Genomic DNA, 18077 nt, shown 5'->3' on the forward strand with positions numbered 1-18077 from the left:
GTTCTTAATCTCGAATAATCTTCACCGTACCGTCATTAGCTAATCTAATAATTGATGAGGCGGAGCTATTCTGTTTCTCACGATGCAAATTTACCACATAGTCTACACCTTTTAAAATGGCTGAATCTATATTTTGGAAAGATTTTGGAGTGCCCTGACCAGAAATGTTTGCAGAAGTAGAAACAATTGGCTTTTTAAACTTGCCGATCATGTATTTGCAAAATTTATCAGAAGCTACTCTTAAGGCCAAGGTATTATCTTCTGCTATTAAGTTTTTTGCCACCCCACGAGGTTTGTCGAATATTATGGTTGTAGGTTTTGTTGACAAATCTATAATATCATAAGCAAGGTCAGATACTTTCTCCACATGCTTTTCAAGCATGGCATCATTGGCTACTAAACATATTAAAGCTTTACTGTCTTCTCTTTGTTTTAGTCGAAACACTTTTTGAACAGCTGCTTCATTGGTAGCATCACAACCAATACCCCAAACCGTATCGGTGGGGTAGAGTATGAGTCCGCCATTTTCTAGAACTTCTATGCATTTATTGATTTCAGCATTAAAATCGGCACTCATTATTTCTGATATTTTAATTTTTTTCGTTGAACCGCTTCTATGTCCAAAATGTCTTTTTCTTTATAGTTTAGGGCTTCATAGGTAGCTTTTAAGTCTCTACATAGTTTTCTTAACCCCATAGGTTCTAAAGAGGCAGCATGATCGGTACCTTTCCAAGTCCTGTCCAATGTAAAGTGCCTTTCAATAATATGTGCACCTAAAGTATAGGCTGCAACATCTATGGCGATACCAAGATGATGTCCAGAAAAGCCAATACTTTTAACCTGTTGTCCATATTCTTCTTTAAGCTTTAATATGTCTAAAAGACAAACATCTTTAAATGGAACAGGATAACCTGATGTGCAATTGTAAACGACTAAATCTTTTGCCCGATCGTGTTTTGCGAAAAAATCAACTATTATCTTAATTTCATTTTTTGTGGTCATACCGGTTGAGATATGAATTTCACCATTATAGTTTTCACATAACCAGCCTAACATCTCAAAATTATTATTACATGCAGACGGAATTTTAATAAAATCAGGGTTAATACTTGTAATCTCTTTTGCAGAGGTAGTTTCCCATACAGAGGTAGAATAAGTGATACCTATCTCTTCACAATAATTTTTCAACTCTTCGTGTTGTGCAACGTCAAATTCTAAAAACTCACGATGCGCACCATAAGTATCGCCATAAGAATTTATAGGGTTGGGGTGAGGCTCATTGTACTGAGCTTCAGTAAGTAAATCTCTATTGTTTCTTTTTTGAAATTTAACTGCGTCTGCATTACCAAAAATTTTTGCCATGCTTATTAATTCTTTGGCTATTTGCATGTCACCCTTATGGTTACATCCTATTTCGGCAATTATGTATGGTTTTTTATATATCATTAAAATCTTAAATTATAATTCATAATAAATTCGATAGCTTCTCTAATAGCACCTTCGGCAGAATTTTTACTCAGTACTACGTCTGAATGGAATTTAATTGTTTTGGTGGCATTTGCAGGGCAAAATGACCATCCTACCCTGAGCATGTTACTTAAATCGTTGACATCATCGCCAATGTATGCAATTTCATTAATTGCTATATTTTGTTCAACACATATATTCTCTAAAAAAGAAAATTTGTCTTTGACCCCTAAATATACATTTTCAATTTTCAGTTTCTTCATTCGTTGGGCAACTACCTCAGAGTTTTCAGAGGTCATTACCATTACTTTTACATCATTTTGGCGAAGAATCTCTAGTCCCATACCATCACGCATATCAAATATTTTAGAGAACTCGCCGGTTTTATTGAACGTAACACGACCGTCTGTAAATACACCATCTACATCTAAAACAATATATCTTATTCTTTTTGAAGATTTCTGAGCTTTAAAATTGGATGTTTTTAATTGTTCAATAATTTTCCAATCTGTTTCAGAGTCAATTTCTACTAAAGTGTCTTCATGCATTTCTATAAGACCAATATTACCGCTCAACCTATTTTTAGATGCGATCAGATTATCTTTTTTTGTGCAATAAACAGCTCCGTTTTCTATTAAGAGTCCATTAAAATCTTGTCTTCTAGGTCTATTCTTGAAATCATAGTTTAAAGGTTTTCCTTCATCAGACCAAATAAACCTATGTGTTCTTACTACACTTAGTACAGCGTCTAATTTCTCAGAATTAAGTTTATTGATAGCCGCGTCAATATCTTCCCTTTTCGTTAGTGGAGAAGTTGCTTGTAGAAGGCAAAAAATATCAAACTTATTGGTGTGTTTTGTGCAAAACTCCAAAATAGCATCTTCAGTAGAAGAGCTATCTTCAGCATTTTCTGCAGACCTTAAAACTGCTTTAACCTTATTTGACCATTTAAAATGTAAGTCTACATAATCTATAATTTCTTGGTCATCTGTAAAAATGAAAACTTCATCTAATTTAGAAAAAATTGCTTCGGTTAAAACCCATGTAAATAGTGGTCTTCCTAAAAGCTTTTTTTTGTTCTTGTTACGTATTCCTTTAGAGTTTTTTCTAAGTGGAATAAATCCGATACATTTTGGTGACATAAATAGTCTCTATTTTTTCTCTAAGACCATATTTTGAATCAGGTCTTTCGTAGATTGGGATGTGAATTTATCTAAATATTCTTTACCTAAAAAGAAATGTTCCTTAACAATTTCTAGATTTGATAGTGCCGTAGAAAAAAGGGTGTAACCTTGCTCAAAATAAAAGCCATCTTTTAAGGCTAGTATTTCTATTGGAAATAGTCCTGGTAAAACAATAATATCTTTAAAATGGTCTTCATACTTGGTCTTTTCACGAGGATGCGTTTTTAATATGACATTTAAATGAGAAGGTACTTTTGAAATAAGATCTCTGTACATATTTATTTTTACCTCTTCGTCTTTTACAATACCATCTTCAGATATAGGTTGGGTTAAAATGAGCGCATTATTTTTATTGTCAAGCTTAAAGTTATCATACGATAGAAATATTTCAAAAATATCTTTTTTCGTTTTTTCATCTAATTTGGCTACCTCTTTTTCAATATTAAGTTCAACTGCTTTACTTCGTAATTGTAATGGTAATTTATCTGGAAATTGTGCAAATAATTTGACAATCTCTTTATCATAGCCACTACCTATTAGCGTTTTTGTGATATTACTTTTAAATATTTTCTCAAATTTACTAGGCCCTTTGCCATATGTTCTGGCTCCATCTTCGATCATGTTTAATCCAATATGCCCAAATTCATATAGAAAATAACTTTGAGAAGAATTTGTATCGCAAAGGTAGATATCGGAATTCATTATGAAGTTTTTCTTTTTCTTCAGTATCGGATGTTTCTCTTCCAAATAGGGCACTAAAGAATTCTTTCTGTTAAATGTGTAATTCAATTTTCCAAGATCATTTACATGCTCTCTTCGTCTAGAAAGAATATGAACTTTGGTGAAAAATGATTTTTCTAAGTTGGGTATTAGAGTTTCTATAAAAGGGGTGCTTTCAATTAAAAACAGTAAATTTTCATCGCTACTGTTTAATGAATCTTCCTTACCTCTTAAAAGATGTATGATAGAAAGGTATAAATGGTAAATGGTAGAACCAACATAAGTTCGATTCATATAACTTAGGGAATTTTAAAAAGCATGAAGTTCAAAACTACGTTGGTAAAAATAGTCAAATTAAAAATAAACTTTAATAATAAGCTTACGGCTATAATTTTGACAAAAGCTAAGATGTAATTTTTTTAATTGTACTATTTAGGGTAGTAGTCTGCTATTATATAGGACTTTTGTGAAGTTATTGATTTTTCCGTTGTGCTTTTTTGTAGGAATTATAGAAATGTATTTGATGTAATACTAAAATGGTCAGTAATGGCTAACCATTGAGTTTTGTTTTTGTCACCGCCAATGTTAGATTTTTTAAGAGAATGTTTTTGAGACCCTATAATAGGAATGGGGGACTTGGTTTTATTCTCTGCCTGTATAGAAATTGTACCTTTTAAAATAGCCATAGCTTTAAACCAAAGGTCATCTGCTTTTGGGGCTAATTCTAAAAATAGTTCAACATTGGTGACCTCTTCTGAAAGCGATTTTGGAGGATATAAAACACCTTCTGCACCAATTGGTATTACCGCAGTTTCATTAAACTTTAAGTTGTCATCAAAAACCCAACGCTTATAAGATTGTAATTCCCCGTTCTTATTATAGGTTATATACCTAGTTTGGTTAGCGATAATCTTAGAAGGCTTTAACTTGTGTTCTTGATATATTAACCTGAGCCAGTTCTTTCTGTATATCATATCATCATCGCATGTAATAATAATATCATTGGGGTAAAGCTTTAAACTATGAATAAGCTTTCTATGAGAACAGGTTAAATCTGAATACATGATTTCAAACAAACTACTTTCTAAAGTCTTAAGTTTTTTTGGAATTTCATTTTTCAAAGATTTATGCAGCCATAAAACAATTTTCTTTGGTCTTACGTCCTGGTTTAAAAGACTCCTTATGGTTATATGTAGTGTACTCAGCCTTGAAGGAATAGATGTTAAAGAGACTATTACAGGTATTTCTTCCTTAGATTCAGATACCATACTATCAGAAGAAAGTGCTAAAAGTTTAGCCGAATTGTAAATTGATACAGGAATTTCTTTTAACTTCATTTTACAATGCTGTAATTTGCCTCTTTATTAAGAGACCGTCTTTTCTAGCTCAAAGATAGATAAGAGTTTTATATTTTTGCAGTAATTTGAAACGTAGCATGGAGATTCCTAAAATTAGTATCATTGTTAGTACATATAATGCCGAAGCGTGGCTAAAGAAGGTACTTTGGGGCTTTGAGCAACAGATATTCAAAGATTTTGAGGTTGTTATTGCAGATGATGGGTCTAAAGCACCAACAAAAGAGTTGCTTGCAGAAATGGCAGAAAAAGTGCATTACCCAATTGTGCATGTTTGGCAAGAAGATGATGGTTTTCAGAAATCAAGAATACTGAACAAAGCGGTTTCGGCTTGTTCAGCGGATTATATTATCATGACCGATGGTGACTGTATACCTCGCGAAGATTTTGTTCAGGTACATTATATCAATAAAGAGCCAGGTTATTTCATTTCTGGTGGATATTATATGCTACCTATGAATATCTCTAAAATGATAACTCTAGACGATATTGAAAATCAACGATGTTTTAATATTCAATGGCTAAAGGATAAAGGAATACCGCAAACATTTAAGAATAATAAATTAACTGCACGTGGTATTATTTCAAAGGTATTGAATTGGGTTACACCAACCAATGCAAGCTGGAACGGTCATAATTCCTCTGGTTGGAAAAAAGATATTGAAAACGTAAACGGTTTTGATGAGCGTATGCAGTATGGCGGTCAAGATAGAGAGCTGGGCGAACGTTTGTTCAATTTTGGTATAAAGTCAAAGCAGTTAAGATATAGTGCTGTTTGCGTGCATTTAGATCATAAAAGAGGATATAAAACTCCAGAGTCTATTGCAAAAAATGTGGGAATTAGAAATGCTACTAAAAAGGAAAAAAGTGTGTGGACACACTATGGCATAACCAAGTAATACACCAATTCATTTTTCTGCTCCAATCTTTTTAATTCTTTGTAGCGTTCCAAAACACCCAAAGCATTTAAATAACAAATAGTAAAGCCTTTTTTGCCATCTAGTATACCAAGGCGTAAGATGTAGTGGTTAAAAAACTTCCAGCCGGTTTTTAAAATCATCATTACATAGCTGAACTTCTTTTCTTTATAAAATGATTCAATAGCTTTTAAACGGCCATACTTCAACATTTTACTTTTATAGTCTTCGTAGTTCTTGTAGCAGTAATGTGTCAATTTTTCTTTAAGAATGCCAGATGCTCCATCAACGTCCAATGTTTCATGTACAATCTTGCAATCGGAAAATACAGCTTTACTTTTTCTGAAAAGACGATAGTTTTTATCTGTTTGCCATCCACTGAAATTCAATTTTTCATTTTTGAACATGAATTGGCGGTAAAACCAGAAAGCTGCTATTTCAGTATCACTAGATACTGTTTCCGTGATTTCATTTTGTAAAGCATCTGAAACAATTTCATCTGCATCTAAAAATAAGACCCAGTCGTTTTTAGCTTGTTTTAAAGCAAAAGATTTTTGAGCTGTAAAATTCTCGAAAGGATTTTGAATGACTTTTACTTTAGGGTGTTCCTTTAAATATTCATAGGTTCCGTCAGTACTAAAAGAATCAACTACAATAATTTCATCGGCAAAAGAAACAGACTCAATACACTTTTCAATGTAGCCCATTTCATTATACGTAATTACTAATGCGGTAAGTTGTTCTTTTTTGGTAATCATACTTTCCAATTTGATAGGTTTGCTCTAATCGGAGCGAACAAAGTTATAACAAAAAAAGAATTAAAAAATTGTGTTAAGAAGTAAATTTCTTACACAGATGAAATCCAAAATTACAACTAGGTTCAGTCTATAAGAGGGGGTATTATTGAAAGGTTGCGTTTAATTATCAAAAAGTTTTTTTGTTTTTGCTAACGCCGCCCCAATAACTTGGTGCATGTCATAATACTTGTATTCGGCAAGTCTGCCGCCAAAGATTACTAAGTCGTTGGAAGCCTTCTTTTTATACTGTGCATATCTATTGTTGTTCTTGTCGTCATTGATTGGGTAATACGGTTCTAAGTTGGTTGAAGCTTCTAAAGGATATTCTTTTGTTATGACCGTTTTGTTCTGCTGACCAAACTCAAAATGCTTATGTTCTAAAATTCTTGTATAGGGTATTTTTGCTTCAGTATAATTTACTACGGCGTTACCTTGATAGTTGTCTATATCTAAAATTTCATGTTCAAAACGTAATCCTCTATATTCTAATTTACCAAATTCATAATTATAGTATTCATCAATTTTACCCGTAAAAACTATTTTCTTGGCCATTTTATCAAGAGATTCTTTATCCTTGAAGTAGTTGACGCCAAGTTGAACATCTATACCTTCAAGTAATGCACCAGAGAGTTCATTATATCCTCCTTTTGGTATGCCTTGGTAGCTATCGTTAAAATAATTATTGTCGAATGTAAACCTTAATGGTAAGCGTTTTATAATGAATGCCGGTAGTTCTGTGGCTTTTCTTCCCCATTGTTTTTCCGTATACCCTTTTATTAGCTTAAAATAAATATCTTCTCCAACAAGAGAAAGTGCTTGTTCCTCTAAATTTTGTGGTTGATTTTTTTGATATATTTTACTTTGTTCTTCAATGATGGATTTAGCTTCTGCCGGAGTCTTTACTCCCCATAATTGATAAAAAGTATTCATATTAAAGGGTAAATTGTATAATTTACCATTGTGGTTGGCAACCGGTGAATTTGTATATCTGTTAAAAGGGACAAAATCATTTACATAGTCCCATATGTTCTTGTCATTTGTATGAAAAATATGTGCGCCATAAGCATGAACATTAATGTCTTCTATCTTCTTACAATAAGTATTACCACCTATGTGTTCTCTCTTATCTACTACTAAGCAAGTTTTTCCTCTTCTTTTAGCTTCATGGGCAAATACTGCACCATATAGTCCTGCCCCTACAATAAGAAAATCATACATTTTGGTTGATTTCATTTTTCAAATTTAAAACCCAAAGATACTGTTTGATATCTAAATTAGTTGGTGTAAAAATTTCACAAAAGTTTGGACTTTAAATCTCTGTTTCTGTTTTAAAATAGTTAAAATTGCAGACCGAATAGCGTAAATAAAACTATATGAATTCAAATAATCTCTACTTTATTTCTAGAAATTATAAATTTTCAAAGAATGCAGCTTCTAAGCCTAAGATGGATTGTGAAACGGTTCTTGAAAAAAATGGATTCAAGAATTTAGGCTTTAAGCAAAGTAACCATCCTAGTTCTGCATTAGGGGCTGTAATTAGTTTTTTCGGTATAACAAAAGGGTTAATAAGGTTGCCAAGAAAGTCAGTGTTTTGTATGCAATATCCTTTAAGTAAGTTTTTTGGCTATATCACCAACATTGTTGCTTTAAAGAAATGTACGTTAATTATTATCATACACGATGTGAAATTTTTAATGGGGAAGTCGAAAGATTTGAAAGGTGAAATGGCAAAATTTAATAAAGCCGATTTTATCATCATACATAATGAATCTATGAAAAAGTGGTTTCAAGAGAATGGTTGTACGGCACAATTAGTAAGTTTAGAGTTATTTGATTATATACATTCAAGTAATAAACACGCAACAATTAACACTCCATATGATGTGGTCTTTGCAGGTGGATTAGGAAAAGAAAAAAGTGAATTTCTATATAGTATGGATAGCCTTAATCCATCAAATTATAAATTGAAATTGTATGGTAATGGTTTCAATGCTGCAGATGCGGAAAAAACGAATTCTATTCTCGATTATCAAGGTGTTTTTTCACCAGATGAAGTAATTGATAAAATAGAAGGATCATTTGGTTTAATTTGGAACGGTAATGCCTTAAATGAGTGTTCAGGAGATTTCGGTAAATATCTTTTATATAATAATCCGCATAAGACATCTTTATATCTCTTATGCGGATTACCGGTAATTGTTTGGAAAAAAGCTGCTATTGCTAAATTCATAGAAAAAGAACAAATAGGTATAACCTTAAATTCTTTAGATGAACTTGATGCTGTTCTAGCAAACCTAGATTCAAATGATTATGCTAAAATGATATCTAATGTAGAAAAGGTAAAGACAAAAGTTGCTACTGGTCATTACCTTTCTCAAGCTATCGGCAAAGTAATTGAATTGGTTTAATATTTAAACCGCTACATCATACTCTCTAAGTGCATCGTTCAAAGAAGTCTTTTTGTTCGTGCTTTCCTTTCTTTTTCCAATAATCAATGCACATGGTACCTGAAATTCGCCAGCTGGGAATTTTTTGGTGTAACTACCAGGTATCACTACTGATCGTGCAGGTACAACACCTTTTGTTTCTACGGGAGTTTCGCCTGTAACATCAATTATTTTAGTACTCATTGTTAATACTACATTAGCACCTAAAACAGCTTCTTTTTCAACTCTAACACCTTCAACAACTATACAGCGAGAACCAATAAAAGCTCCATCTTCTATGATAACTGGTGAAGCTTGCAAGGGTTCAAGAACACCGCCAATGCCAACACCGCCACTAAGGTGAACGTTTTTGCCAATTTGTGCACAACTGCCTACAGTTGCCCAAGTATCTACCATTGTACCTTCATCTACATAGGCGCCAATATTTACATAGCTAGGCATTAAAATAGTACCTGCAGAAATAAATGCTCCATGTCTTGCAACAGCATTTGGTACAACACGAATTCCTTTTTCCTTGTATCCTCTCTTTAACGGCATTTTATCATGGTACTCAAAAATCCCTGCTTCTAAAGTTTCCATTTTTTGAATAGGGAAATACATTACTACTGCTTTCTTTACCCATTCATTGATCTGCCATCCGTCTGCTGTTGGCTCGGCGCATCTTAATTCTCCTAAATCTAAAAGGTTTACAACTTCTCTTATGCTATCTTGGGTAGCAGACTCTTTTAAAAGGTCTCTATTGTCCCATGCTTTTTCTATTTGAGCTCTTAATTCTGTCATTTTCATAAAATTTTCTCAAATATAAGTTGAAGTACAGTAATTACCCGAGCGCAAGGGCACATATAACAAATTATCCTTTATTTTTGCCAAAAATTTAGTTTGGGAAAGATTCTTGCAATTGACTATGGGGAAAAACGTATTGGACTAGCAGTTACCGATGATATGAAAATGATAGCATTTGGTTTAACTACTGTCAATACTCCTGAAATCTTTACATATTTATCTGACTATATTCCTCGCGAAAATGTTGATGTTATAGTAGTAGGTGAACCCAAGCAAATGGATAATACCGCTTCTGAATCTGAAGTGCATATTGCACCATTTTTAGTAAAATTGGCAGAGAAATTTCCAACAATTCCCATTAAAAGGCATGATGAGCGTTTTACATCTAAAATGGCTTTTCAAACAATGTTAGATAGCGGGTTGAAGAAGAAACAAAGAAAGAACAAGGCACTTATAGACGAAATCAGTGCAACGATTATTTTACAAGATTTTTTAAAAACAGTATAAATGATTTTACCCATTATTGCGTACGGTGATCCCGTATTAAGAAAAGTAGCGGATGATATTGATAAAGATTATCCAAAACTGAATGATTTGATTGCTAACATGTGGGAAACCATGTATAATGCTAGTGGTGTAGGTCTTGCTGCTCCACAAATAGGGCTACCAATTCGTATATTTTTAGTTGATACTACCCCTTTTTCAGGTGATGAGGATTTAACTGAAGATGAGCAAAAACAATTAGATGGTTTTAAACGAGTTTTTATCAATGCTACCATTGAAGAAGAAACTGGTGATGAATGGGCATTTAATGAAGGTTGCCTTAGTATACCAGATGTTCGCGAAGATATAAGTAGAAAAGGTACTATTAAAATTACTTATTTAGATGAGAATTTTAAAGAGCACGTAGAAACTTTTGATGGTCTTTTGGCTCGCGTTATTCAACATGAATATGATCATATAGAAGGAGTGTTGTTTACAGATAAATTATCAGCTTTAAAAAAGAGAATGTTAAAGGGTAGATTAACCAATATTTCTAAAGGAAAGATAAACGTAGACTATCGTATGAAATTTCCTGCGATGAAAAAAGGACGTTAAAATGCCTTTATTATTAATAGAAAAGTGTAATATTTGTCCACTTTAAAATTTTAAAAGAGTTTATGGGGTTAGAGAAAATTTTATCCGTTGCAGGAAAACCAGGTTTGTACAAACTAATTACACAAACCAGAACTGGCTTTGTTGCAGAGTCTTTATTAGACGGTAAAAGAATTACGGTAAGTTTACGTAGTAGTGTTAGTGTATTGTCTGAGATTGCAATTTATACCTTAGAAGAAGAAGTGCCGTTAAGAGATGTATTTAAAAAGATACAGGAAAAGGAAAATGGTGGTAAAACATCTATAGGGCACAAAGAAGAGAAAATTAAATTAGAAGAATACTTTTTTGAGGTATTACCAAACTATGACGAAGATCGTGTGTATGTGAGTGATATTAAAAAAGTAATTCAGTGGTACAATATATTAACTGATAATAATATAACTGATTTTTCTGCTGAAGAGGTAGAAACTGAAGAAGCCGCTGGCGAAGAATAGATCTTCTTACACAGTATTATATTTAAAAAGCCCTTTTTGGGCTTTTTTTTGTTTAAAACCTTAAGGTAAAGCGCTTTCTACAAAGCGCTTAAGTTGCTCATCTATAGTTTTTAGTCTTTCACCGACACCTTTCTTTCATACATCATTATTTGATAAAAATAAGTTTTATAATGCTGCAAATTTGCGGTAAGAATTATAATACAAACAAAATTTTATTGATATGAATGTAAGTGATTATGAAATTGAATGTGAATTAAAAAGTGCTTTTTATGATAAGGCATATTCACCTTTTGTAATTTTAAATAAGGACATGGATTTTGTAGATGTAAATGAAGCAGCTGTTTCTACCATGGGTATTGAAAAAGAAAGCTTCATTGGTAAGAACATACTAGATGTGTTTCCATATCTAAAGGATACAGAAAGATACGATGCTTACAGAAATGTTATTGACACTGGTGTTAGTATTGGTTTTGATGAATTGTTGTTCAAAGGTGAATTTGCAGAAAGTAAATTTATGTCCAAAGCTTTTAAAATAGGTAACTATTTAGGTATAACTACACTAGATGTTACCCATGTTATAGGTACAATCGAAAAATTAAAGAAAACCCAGGCATCATTAACTAAAGTCAATAAAAATTTAAAAAAGAAGAATCAAGAGTTAGAAGAATTCTCCTATGTTGCCGCTCATGATTTAAGGGCTCCTCTTACCAACTTAAAGAGTTTAGTTCATATGATGAAGGATGTAAACCCTGCTACCGATAGTATGGATCCGCTAGTAGATAAGCTAAGTACGGTTGCTCAAGTAATGTGCGATAAAATTAGAGCTTTGAATATGGTTATTGCTATAAAGTCTAGCTTTAATGGTACCAAAGAAGATATTAGTTTCTCAGATGCTATGAGTAATATAAAGAGTATGCATTCTAAAGAAATTATAGAATGTAGAACAATTATAAAAGAAGACTTTTCTAGTTGTCCTCAAATACGATATAACCAAGCTCAATTAACGAGTATCTTAGATAGCCTAATGTCTAACTCCTTAAAGTACAGACATCCTAAAAGAAAATTGAGTATTAAGGTTGAAACCAAGATTGTAAAAGGTAAAACACAGCTAGTTTTTAGGGATAATGGTCTTGGTTTTGATCAAGATTTGTCCGATAAGATTTTTACACTGTTTAAACGAATGCATACTCATGTAGACGGGCTGGGTATAGGCTTATATATTACTAACTCTATAATTAATGACAATGGGGGCAGTATACAGGTAAAAAGTCAAGTAAATAAAGGAACTGAAATAACTATCATATTTTAATATAAACATTAATAAAACTAAATACCATGATCAAAATATTATTAATAGAAGATGATGAAGTAACCAACTTCATAGCAAAGACCAACCTTGAGAAATTTGGATATAAAAACATTTCCATAGCATTGAACGGGCAAGAAGGTTTAGAATATTTGAAAAATAACAACTGTCCAGATGTCATTATCCTTGATATTAACATGCCTGTATTAGATGGGTGGGATTTTTTGGAAGCTACTAAAAAGTTAAACTTTTGTACCAATGTACCTGTTATAATAGCAACTTCTTCATCTAGAGAAGATGACGTAGCAAGAGTAAGAACCTTTGAAAATGTAATGGAGTATTTAGAAAAACCATTAAACTTTAAAGAATTGAATTCTATAATATCTAAGGTAAATTCAAAATCTGTTGATTCATAAAAAAGCCTTGATTGATTTCAATCAAAGCTTTTTTTAGCGTTTTTTTAAGGATTAATCTTTACTAATGGTTTTGTAAGTGTAATCACTTTTTTTCCAATCTATGAGTTTAGAAGGGTAGTATTTTACGTTCATACGGTCAAGAAAAGGAGCTTGCTCTGCTAGCCTTTTTTTATAGTTGTCCCAATCTCTATTCTCTTTAATACTCCAACTTAATTCAGAATAACCAATAATTCTAGGAAAAGCCAAATATTCAAGCTCATCTATATTACTAATTGTTTCAGACCAAAGTGGAGCTTCTACACCTAGAATATTTTCCATAGGAATTCCGTATTCTTCAGGCGTCCAAATATATGCCGTATCTACAGGTATATATGCTGCCCAATGAAGTCCAAATTTAGATAAGGTGTCATATTCCATATCTAAATAAGCTTTTTTAGCGGGTGAAACTATGATTTGCATTCCTTTGTCTACCGCTTTTTTAGCATTCTCTTCACTTGCCCACCATTGCGAAATTGAAGTAGAATCTACATTTGCTATAGCAACTTCATCCCAACCAATCATGCGTTTACCATGCTTCTGTACTATTTTTTCAACCTTATTGATGAAGTATATATAGTCTTTCTTTTTAGTTACATGGCTTTCATCACCACCAACGTGAAAATAAGGTCCTGGTGTTATGGCAGAAATTTCTCTAACTACATCGTCTATAAAAGTATAGACCGTATCCTTATGAGTGTCAAATGTGCTGAAACCAACACGCATACCTTCATATAATTTAGGGGTCTTTCCATTTCCGTTAAGGAAGGGATAAGAAACGGATGCCGCATTGGTATGACCGGGCATATCAATCTCAGGGATAATGGTCATGTATCTTTGCGCTGCATAACGTACAATTTCTTTATAATCTTCTTGAGTGTAAAACCCGCCAGATTCGCCGCCAACTTCTGTGCTACCGCCAACTTCTGTTAGTTTGGGCCAAGATTTAATTTCAATTCTCCAGCCCTGATCATCACTTAAATGTAGGTGTAAGACATTGATTTTATAATATGATAATAGGTCTATATATTTTTTTACATCTTCTACGCTGAAAAAGTGACGCGCCACATCTAACATAGAACCTCTATATGCAAAGTTAGGATTGTCAATAATCTTACCTGATGGTACCGGCCATATTTTCTGTAAGGCTAAAGTATCGTTACTTTCTAAGGGTACCAATTGTCTTAGTGTCTGTATACCTCTAAAAGCACCTTCAGCGGTGTTAGAATTAATGATAATAGAATCTTGATTAATATATAACTGATAAGCCTCTGGCGTTTCTAAATCTGTGCTATCGCTTTGGTTAATGTAAATTACTCTTTCTACCGTATTGGCGCCTTCAGTGTTTACGGGAATAGTAAGATTAATTTTGTCTTTTAATTTATCTGCTAAAAACGTACCTACTTCTTCAAAATCAGTGGCATTTTTAGAAGTGTAGATTGCAGTAAACTGATCTAAGGCAAAAGCGGAATTTGTGGGTATTGTCTTTAAAGGCTTTGGTATTAAACTTGCTTTAGACAGGTCTGTCGCCGGCATTGCAATTCGTTCTTTTTTTTCTTCGGTACAAGCTATGAACAGTACTATTAAGCTTGCAAAAAATAGACTTCGAATACAAAAGGTCTTTATCATGTTAATTAGGGTTGGTTTACTAAATCTTTCATGGCTTCATACCAAATATCGTAACCTTTTTGGTTCATGTGAAGTCCGTCTTCAATAAATATATCGGTTTTTAACTTTCGTTTGTTCAACATTGGTTTCCAAACGTCTACATAAAATAGATTAGGATCATTTTTTGCAAAACGGTCCATTTTTCTATTTAACCTTTTATATTTATTTCTGATTTTCCATCGGCTTATACTTGGCTTAGCAGATATTAAAATAACTTGGGTCAATGGATTTTTCTCTTTTATTCGACGGATGATCTCTGTTGTGGTATCAAGAACACTTTTTGGTCTCTTATTGGACCATAAATCATTATCTCCTTCGTAAATAAATACCTTTTTTGGATTGTAGGATAATATTAATTCATCCGTAAATAGTAATAGATCTGATGCTTGTGAACCTCCAAAACCACTATTTACAATTTGATGGTTTGGAAACTCTTCCTCCAATTTGCGCCACAACCGTACGCTTGAACTTCCTGTAAAAACAATGGTCTCTTTACTTGAGTCCCAAATGCTGTCATATTTAGCGGTGATATCTTTTACCTCGTTTGTAAATACATTTTCTGTTTGTGCAAAGCTTGATAGTGAAACTATCACCGCAAAAAAGGTTAGTATTTCTGTTTTTATTAAGCTATTTGAAAGAGGTGATATCATAAACATGTTATTATTTTTTTGCAGCTTCGGTAAATTCTTCCGTCAATGCCCATTCGTGAAATCTAGCTATCCAATTGTCAGAAGGTAGATTTTGTTTTTTCATTCCAAATCCATGTCCACCTTTAGAGTACATATGCATACCGGTTATCTTGCCGTTTGTTAACCAGGCAGAATATAAATCTGCACTTGGTTTAGCCAATCCTAATGGATCATCAGAAGCACAGATTACCAACATTGGCGGTGCATCTTGTGGTACGGTATATTCGCCCATAACTGTCATCCAAGGATAAACGGGTACTATGAAGTTTGGTTTATTTGCTTCGGTATAGTTAAAAGTAACACCCATGGTAACTGCACCACCTGCTGAAAAGCCCATAAACCCAATTTTGTTAGGATCTAATTTTATTTCATTTGCATTTGTTCTTACATAGGTAATTGCGGCAAGACCATCAGCAACAGAAAGTGGTAAGACGGGAGTAACTCGTTCTCCAATTTTTGCAGGGTTGGTAGCGGCTTCATCCGTAATTTCTTTAATACCATCAATGCCAGTAGGCACTAGTCTGTATTTTAACACAAAAGCGGTTATACCTTGTTTGTTAAGCCACTTGGCAACAGCCCTACCTTCACTCTCAATACTTAAGCCATAAAGTCCGCCACCTGGTGCAACAATTACACTAGTTCCGTTTGGTGTGTCCGCTTCAAAAACTTCTAGTCTAGGTACAGAGACATTGGTGACCACTTCATTTTCCCAAATGTCAGAGTAATATTCTCGTTCTGCTGTAGACCATGTTACATTGGCACTTTTTTCATAAGGTAGGTCAACCAATTTTTGGGCAAGTACATTCATAGATATAAAAATACAGGTAAGTAGTATAAGATGCTTCATTTTCTTTATTTTATTGCATGGTTTCAATAAACATGTATAAGAGAGCAGCCAAAACCCCGCCAATTATAGGACCAACAATTGGAACCCAAGCATAGCCCCAATTACTATTTCCTTTATTTTTTATAGGAAGGATGGCATGTAACAAACGCGGACCAAAGTCACGAGCAGGGTTAATGGCGTAACCTGTTGGCCCGCCCAAACCAAAACCAATACCCATTACTAATAAAGCTACTGGTAGTGCGTCTAAAGAACCTAAAGATACAGCACTGTCGCCCATGCTACCACCGGCAATGTAGAATACCCCAAAAACAAGTGCAAAAGCACCGATGATTTCGGTCATCAAGTTCCAGAACGGACTTTTAATTGCTGGTGAAGTGGAGAAGGTTGCTAAAATAGCATCGGTATCTTCCGTAGCTTCATATTGTTTTTTATAATTGAGCCATACCAAAAAGTTACCCATCATGGCACCTAAAATTTGCGCTACAACATAGCCCGGTACCAATGCCCATGAGAATTTGCCAGCAACGGCAAGCGCAACGGTTACGGCAGGGTTTAAGTGAGCACCACTGGCATCGGCGGAAATAAACACACCTATAAATACTGCAATACCCCAGGCTAAAGAAATGCCTGTCCACCCGGCATCGGCTCCTTTTGTTTCTTTTAAAACAATATTGGCAACAATGCCGTTACCGATTAGAATTAACATTGCAGTTCCAATAAATTCAAAAATATACGTAATCATAGTTTGGTTGGATTTTAAGTCGTTTAAGATAATTAAAATCGAGGAATTATGAATATTTAAAAGGCTTTGTTGTGTTATTGATAATTTATGACGCGGAATTATGTGAATATCAACGCTTCGCGAATTTCATCATCCCACGAATTGAAAGTGATATGCAGTTTAAATAAATGATAAAGTGAAATTATATGCTCAATAATTAGGTGCTTCTTCTAATACCTAACACCATGAACATTCATTTGTAGGGTATATACAGATCCCATAGCCGTAATAAACAATACGTCCTGATTTTTACCGCCAAAAGTTACATTTGCTGTCCAGTTTTCATGAACAGGTATGTTCTGTAAAAATTCTCCCTTAGAATTGAAGATGGTCACCCCTTCGCCTGTTAAATAGATATTTCCTTTATTATCTATCGTCATACCATCAGAACCCATATTTGTAAATAGTTTACGATTGCTTAAGGTTCCATTCTCTTGAACGGAATAAGAATATGTTTTCTTATCGCCAATATCCGCAATGTAAAGTGTTTTACCGTCAGGAGTTCCAATAATGCCATTTGGTTGCACAAATTCTGATGCCACTATAGTTACTTCTTTCGTTTCAGGTGCTATGTAGTAAACATTTTTGTCAACGATTTCTGCTTCGGTTCTGGTCCAATATTCTCTTTGATAGTAAGGGTCTGTAAAGTAGATGCCTCCTTTTAAGTCTACCCATATATCATTAGGTCCGTTCAGTTTTTTGCCTTCGTAATTAGTTATTAAGGTGTCAACTTTACCATTTTTATCAATAAGCCATAACTCATTTTTTTCATCGGCTGCAGCCAGTAGATTTTCATCTTGGTCAAAGTACAAGCCGTTAGCTCTGCCTGCTGGTTCTTTAAATACACTTAAAGAATTGTCAGTTGCATTCCACTTTATGATTTTATCGTTTGGCTGATCTGTAAAATAGACATTGCCTTGTTTATCAGAAGCTGGACCTTCTGTAAAACTGTATTCGTTAGAAATTTGAATCAGTATTGCATCATTTTGTATTAATGGTAGTTGCTGTGCTTTACAGCCAAAAGCAAGTAGTGCTAAGATAAATACACTAAAGAATTTATGGTAGGTTTCCATTA

At 33.6% G+C, this 18077-nt stretch carries 20 protein-coding genes; 7 read left to right on the forward strand and 13 right to left on the reverse strand.

The window, feature by feature from the left end:
* Positions 1 to 4: 4 nt before the first annotated feature.
* From PXD56_RS05630 to PXD56_RS05650, 5 genes are all read right to left on the reverse strand, one after another.
* Positions 5 to 577, reverse strand: a complete 573-nt coding sequence (locus PXD56_RS05630) for an L-threonylcarbamoyladenylate synthase (RefSeq protein ID WP_276492339.1) — start codon at positions 575 to 577, stop codon at positions 5 to 7.
* Positions 577 to 1446, reverse strand: coding sequence for an N-acetylneuraminate synthase family protein (locus PXD56_RS05635; protein WP_276492340.1), 870 nt, complete (start codon positions 1444 to 1446; stop codon positions 577 to 579). The genes PXD56_RS05630 and PXD56_RS05635 overlap by 1 nt, the downstream gene beginning before the upstream one ends.
* A complete protein-coding gene (locus tag PXD56_RS05640) occupies positions 1446 to 2609 on the reverse strand; it encodes an acylneuraminate cytidylyltransferase (protein WP_276492341.1) in 1164 nt (387 codons plus the stop codon). The genes PXD56_RS05635 and PXD56_RS05640 overlap by 1 nt, the downstream gene beginning before the upstream one ends.
* A 9-nt stretch (positions 2610 to 2618) precedes the next feature.
* Positions 2619 to 3665, reverse strand: coding sequence for a polysialyltransferase family glycosyltransferase (locus PXD56_RS05645; RefSeq protein WP_276492342.1), 1047 nt, complete (start codon positions 3663 to 3665; stop codon positions 2619 to 2621).
* A 212-nt stretch (positions 3666 to 3877) separates the two neighbouring features.
* A complete protein-coding gene (locus tag PXD56_RS05650) occupies positions 3878 to 4708 on the reverse strand; it encodes a zinc-binding alcohol dehydrogenase (protein ID WP_276492343.1) in 831 nt (276 codons plus the stop codon).
* A gap of 98 nt (positions 4709 to 4806) precedes the next feature.
* Between PXD56_RS05650 and PXD56_RS05655 the strand changes: the two genes are divergently transcribed.
* On the forward strand, positions 4807 to 5625 hold the full coding sequence (locus tag PXD56_RS05655) for a glycosyltransferase family 2 protein (RefSeq protein WP_276492344.1): 819 nt from the start codon (positions 4807 to 4809) through the stop codon (positions 5623 to 5625).
* On the opposite strand, the gene PXD56_RS05660 is transcribed toward PXD56_RS05655, so the two are convergent.
* Entirely contained in the window at positions 5607 to 6401 is a 795-nt protein-coding gene (locus tag PXD56_RS05660; RefSeq protein WP_276492345.1) for a glycosyltransferase family 2 protein, read from the reverse strand. The two genes, PXD56_RS05655 and PXD56_RS05660, sit on opposite strands and share 19 nt — an antisense overlap.
* A 159-nt stretch (positions 6402 to 6560) precedes the next feature.
* A complete protein-coding gene (gene glf / locus PXD56_RS05665; protein WP_276492346.1) occupies positions 6561 to 7673 on the reverse strand; it encodes a UDP-galactopyranose mutase in 1113 nt (370 codons plus the stop codon).
* Between the two features lie 140 nt (positions 7674 to 7813).
* On the opposite strand from glf, the gene PXD56_RS05670 reads away from it, so the two are divergent.
* On the forward strand, positions 7814 to 8848 hold the full coding sequence (locus PXD56_RS05670; RefSeq protein WP_276492347.1) for a glycosyltransferase: 1035 nt from the start codon (positions 7814 to 7816) through the stop codon (positions 8846 to 8848).
* Positions 8849 to 8851: 3 nt separating this feature from the next.
* Here the strand turns inward: PXD56_RS05670 and PXD56_RS05675 are convergent, their stop codons facing one another.
* A complete protein-coding gene (locus PXD56_RS05675) occupies positions 8852 to 9667 on the reverse strand; it encodes a 2,3,4,5-tetrahydropyridine-2,6-dicarboxylate N-succinyltransferase (RefSeq protein WP_276492348.1) in 816 nt (271 codons plus the stop codon).
* Positions 9668 to 9766: 99 nt separating this feature from the next.
* Between PXD56_RS05675 and ruvX the strand changes: the two genes are divergently transcribed.
* The 5 genes from ruvX to PXD56_RS05700 all read left to right on the forward strand — a co-directional run bounded on the left by ruvX (position 9767) and on the right by PXD56_RS05700 (position 12981).
* On the forward strand, positions 9767 to 10177 hold the full coding sequence (gene ruvX, locus PXD56_RS05680; RefSeq protein WP_276492349.1) for a Holliday junction resolvase RuvX: 411 nt from the start codon (positions 9767 to 9769) through the stop codon (positions 10175 to 10177).
* Positions 10178 to 10768, forward strand: coding sequence for a peptide deformylase (gene def / locus PXD56_RS05685; RefSeq protein ID WP_276492350.1), 591 nt, complete (start codon positions 10178 to 10180; stop codon positions 10766 to 10768). It begins immediately after the preceding gene.
* A 62-nt stretch (positions 10769 to 10830) separates the two neighbouring features.
* Positions 10831 to 11259: a DUF5606 family protein gene (locus tag PXD56_RS05690; protein WP_276492351.1), complete on the forward strand. Its 429-nt coding sequence runs from the start codon at positions 10831 to 10833 to the stop codon at positions 11257 to 11259.
* Between the two features lie 220 nt (positions 11260 to 11479).
* A complete protein-coding gene (locus PXD56_RS05695) occupies positions 11480 to 12568 on the forward strand; it encodes a PAS domain-containing sensor histidine kinase (RefSeq protein ID WP_276492352.1) in 1089 nt (362 codons plus the stop codon).
* Positions 12569 to 12594: 26 nt separating this feature from the next.
* The gene (locus tag PXD56_RS05700) at positions 12595 to 12981 is read left to right on the forward strand and encodes a response regulator (protein WP_276492353.1); all 387 of its coding nucleotides are present in this window, start codon (positions 12595 to 12597) and stop codon (positions 12979 to 12981) included.
* Between the two features lie 51 nt (positions 12982 to 13032).
* Here PXD56_RS05700 and PXD56_RS05705 read toward each other — a convergent pair whose 3' ends face one another.
* The 5 genes from PXD56_RS05705 to PXD56_RS05725 all read right to left on the reverse strand — a co-directional run bounded on the left by PXD56_RS05705 (position 13033) and on the right by PXD56_RS05725 (position 18075).
* Complete coding sequence (locus PXD56_RS05705) at positions 13033 to 14646, reverse strand: family 20 glycosylhydrolase (protein WP_276492354.1); 1614 nt, start codon at positions 14644 to 14646, stop codon at positions 13033 to 13035.
* A 5-nt stretch (positions 14647 to 14651) separates the two neighbouring features.
* Positions 14652 to 15335: an SGNH/GDSL hydrolase family protein gene (locus tag PXD56_RS05710; RefSeq protein WP_276492355.1), complete on the reverse strand. Its 684-nt coding sequence runs from the start codon at positions 15333 to 15335 to the stop codon at positions 14652 to 14654.
* 10 nt (positions 15336 to 15345) lie between these two features.
* Complete coding sequence (locus PXD56_RS05715) at positions 15346 to 16221, reverse strand: alpha/beta hydrolase (RefSeq protein WP_276492356.1); 876 nt, start codon at positions 16219 to 16221, stop codon at positions 15346 to 15348.
* 10 nt (positions 16222 to 16231) lie between these two features.
* Positions 16232 to 16993 carry an MIP/aquaporin family protein gene (locus PXD56_RS05720; RefSeq protein ID WP_276492517.1) on the reverse strand — a complete coding sequence of 254 codons (762 nt, stop codon included), beginning with the start codon at positions 16991 to 16993 and terminating at the stop codon, positions 16232 to 16234.
* Positions 16994 to 17172: 179 nt separating this feature from the next.
* Complete coding sequence (locus PXD56_RS05725) at positions 17173 to 18075, reverse strand: SMP-30/gluconolactonase/LRE family protein (protein ID WP_276492357.1); 903 nt, start codon at positions 18073 to 18075, stop codon at positions 17173 to 17175.
* Between the last annotated feature and the right edge of the window lie 2 nt (positions 18076 to 18077).

The sequence above is a fragment of the Maribacter zhoushanensis genome, assembly GCF_029350975.1.
Classification (GTDB): Bacteria; Bacteroidota; Bacteroidia; order Flavobacteriales; family Flavobacteriaceae; genus Maribacter; species Maribacter zhoushanensis.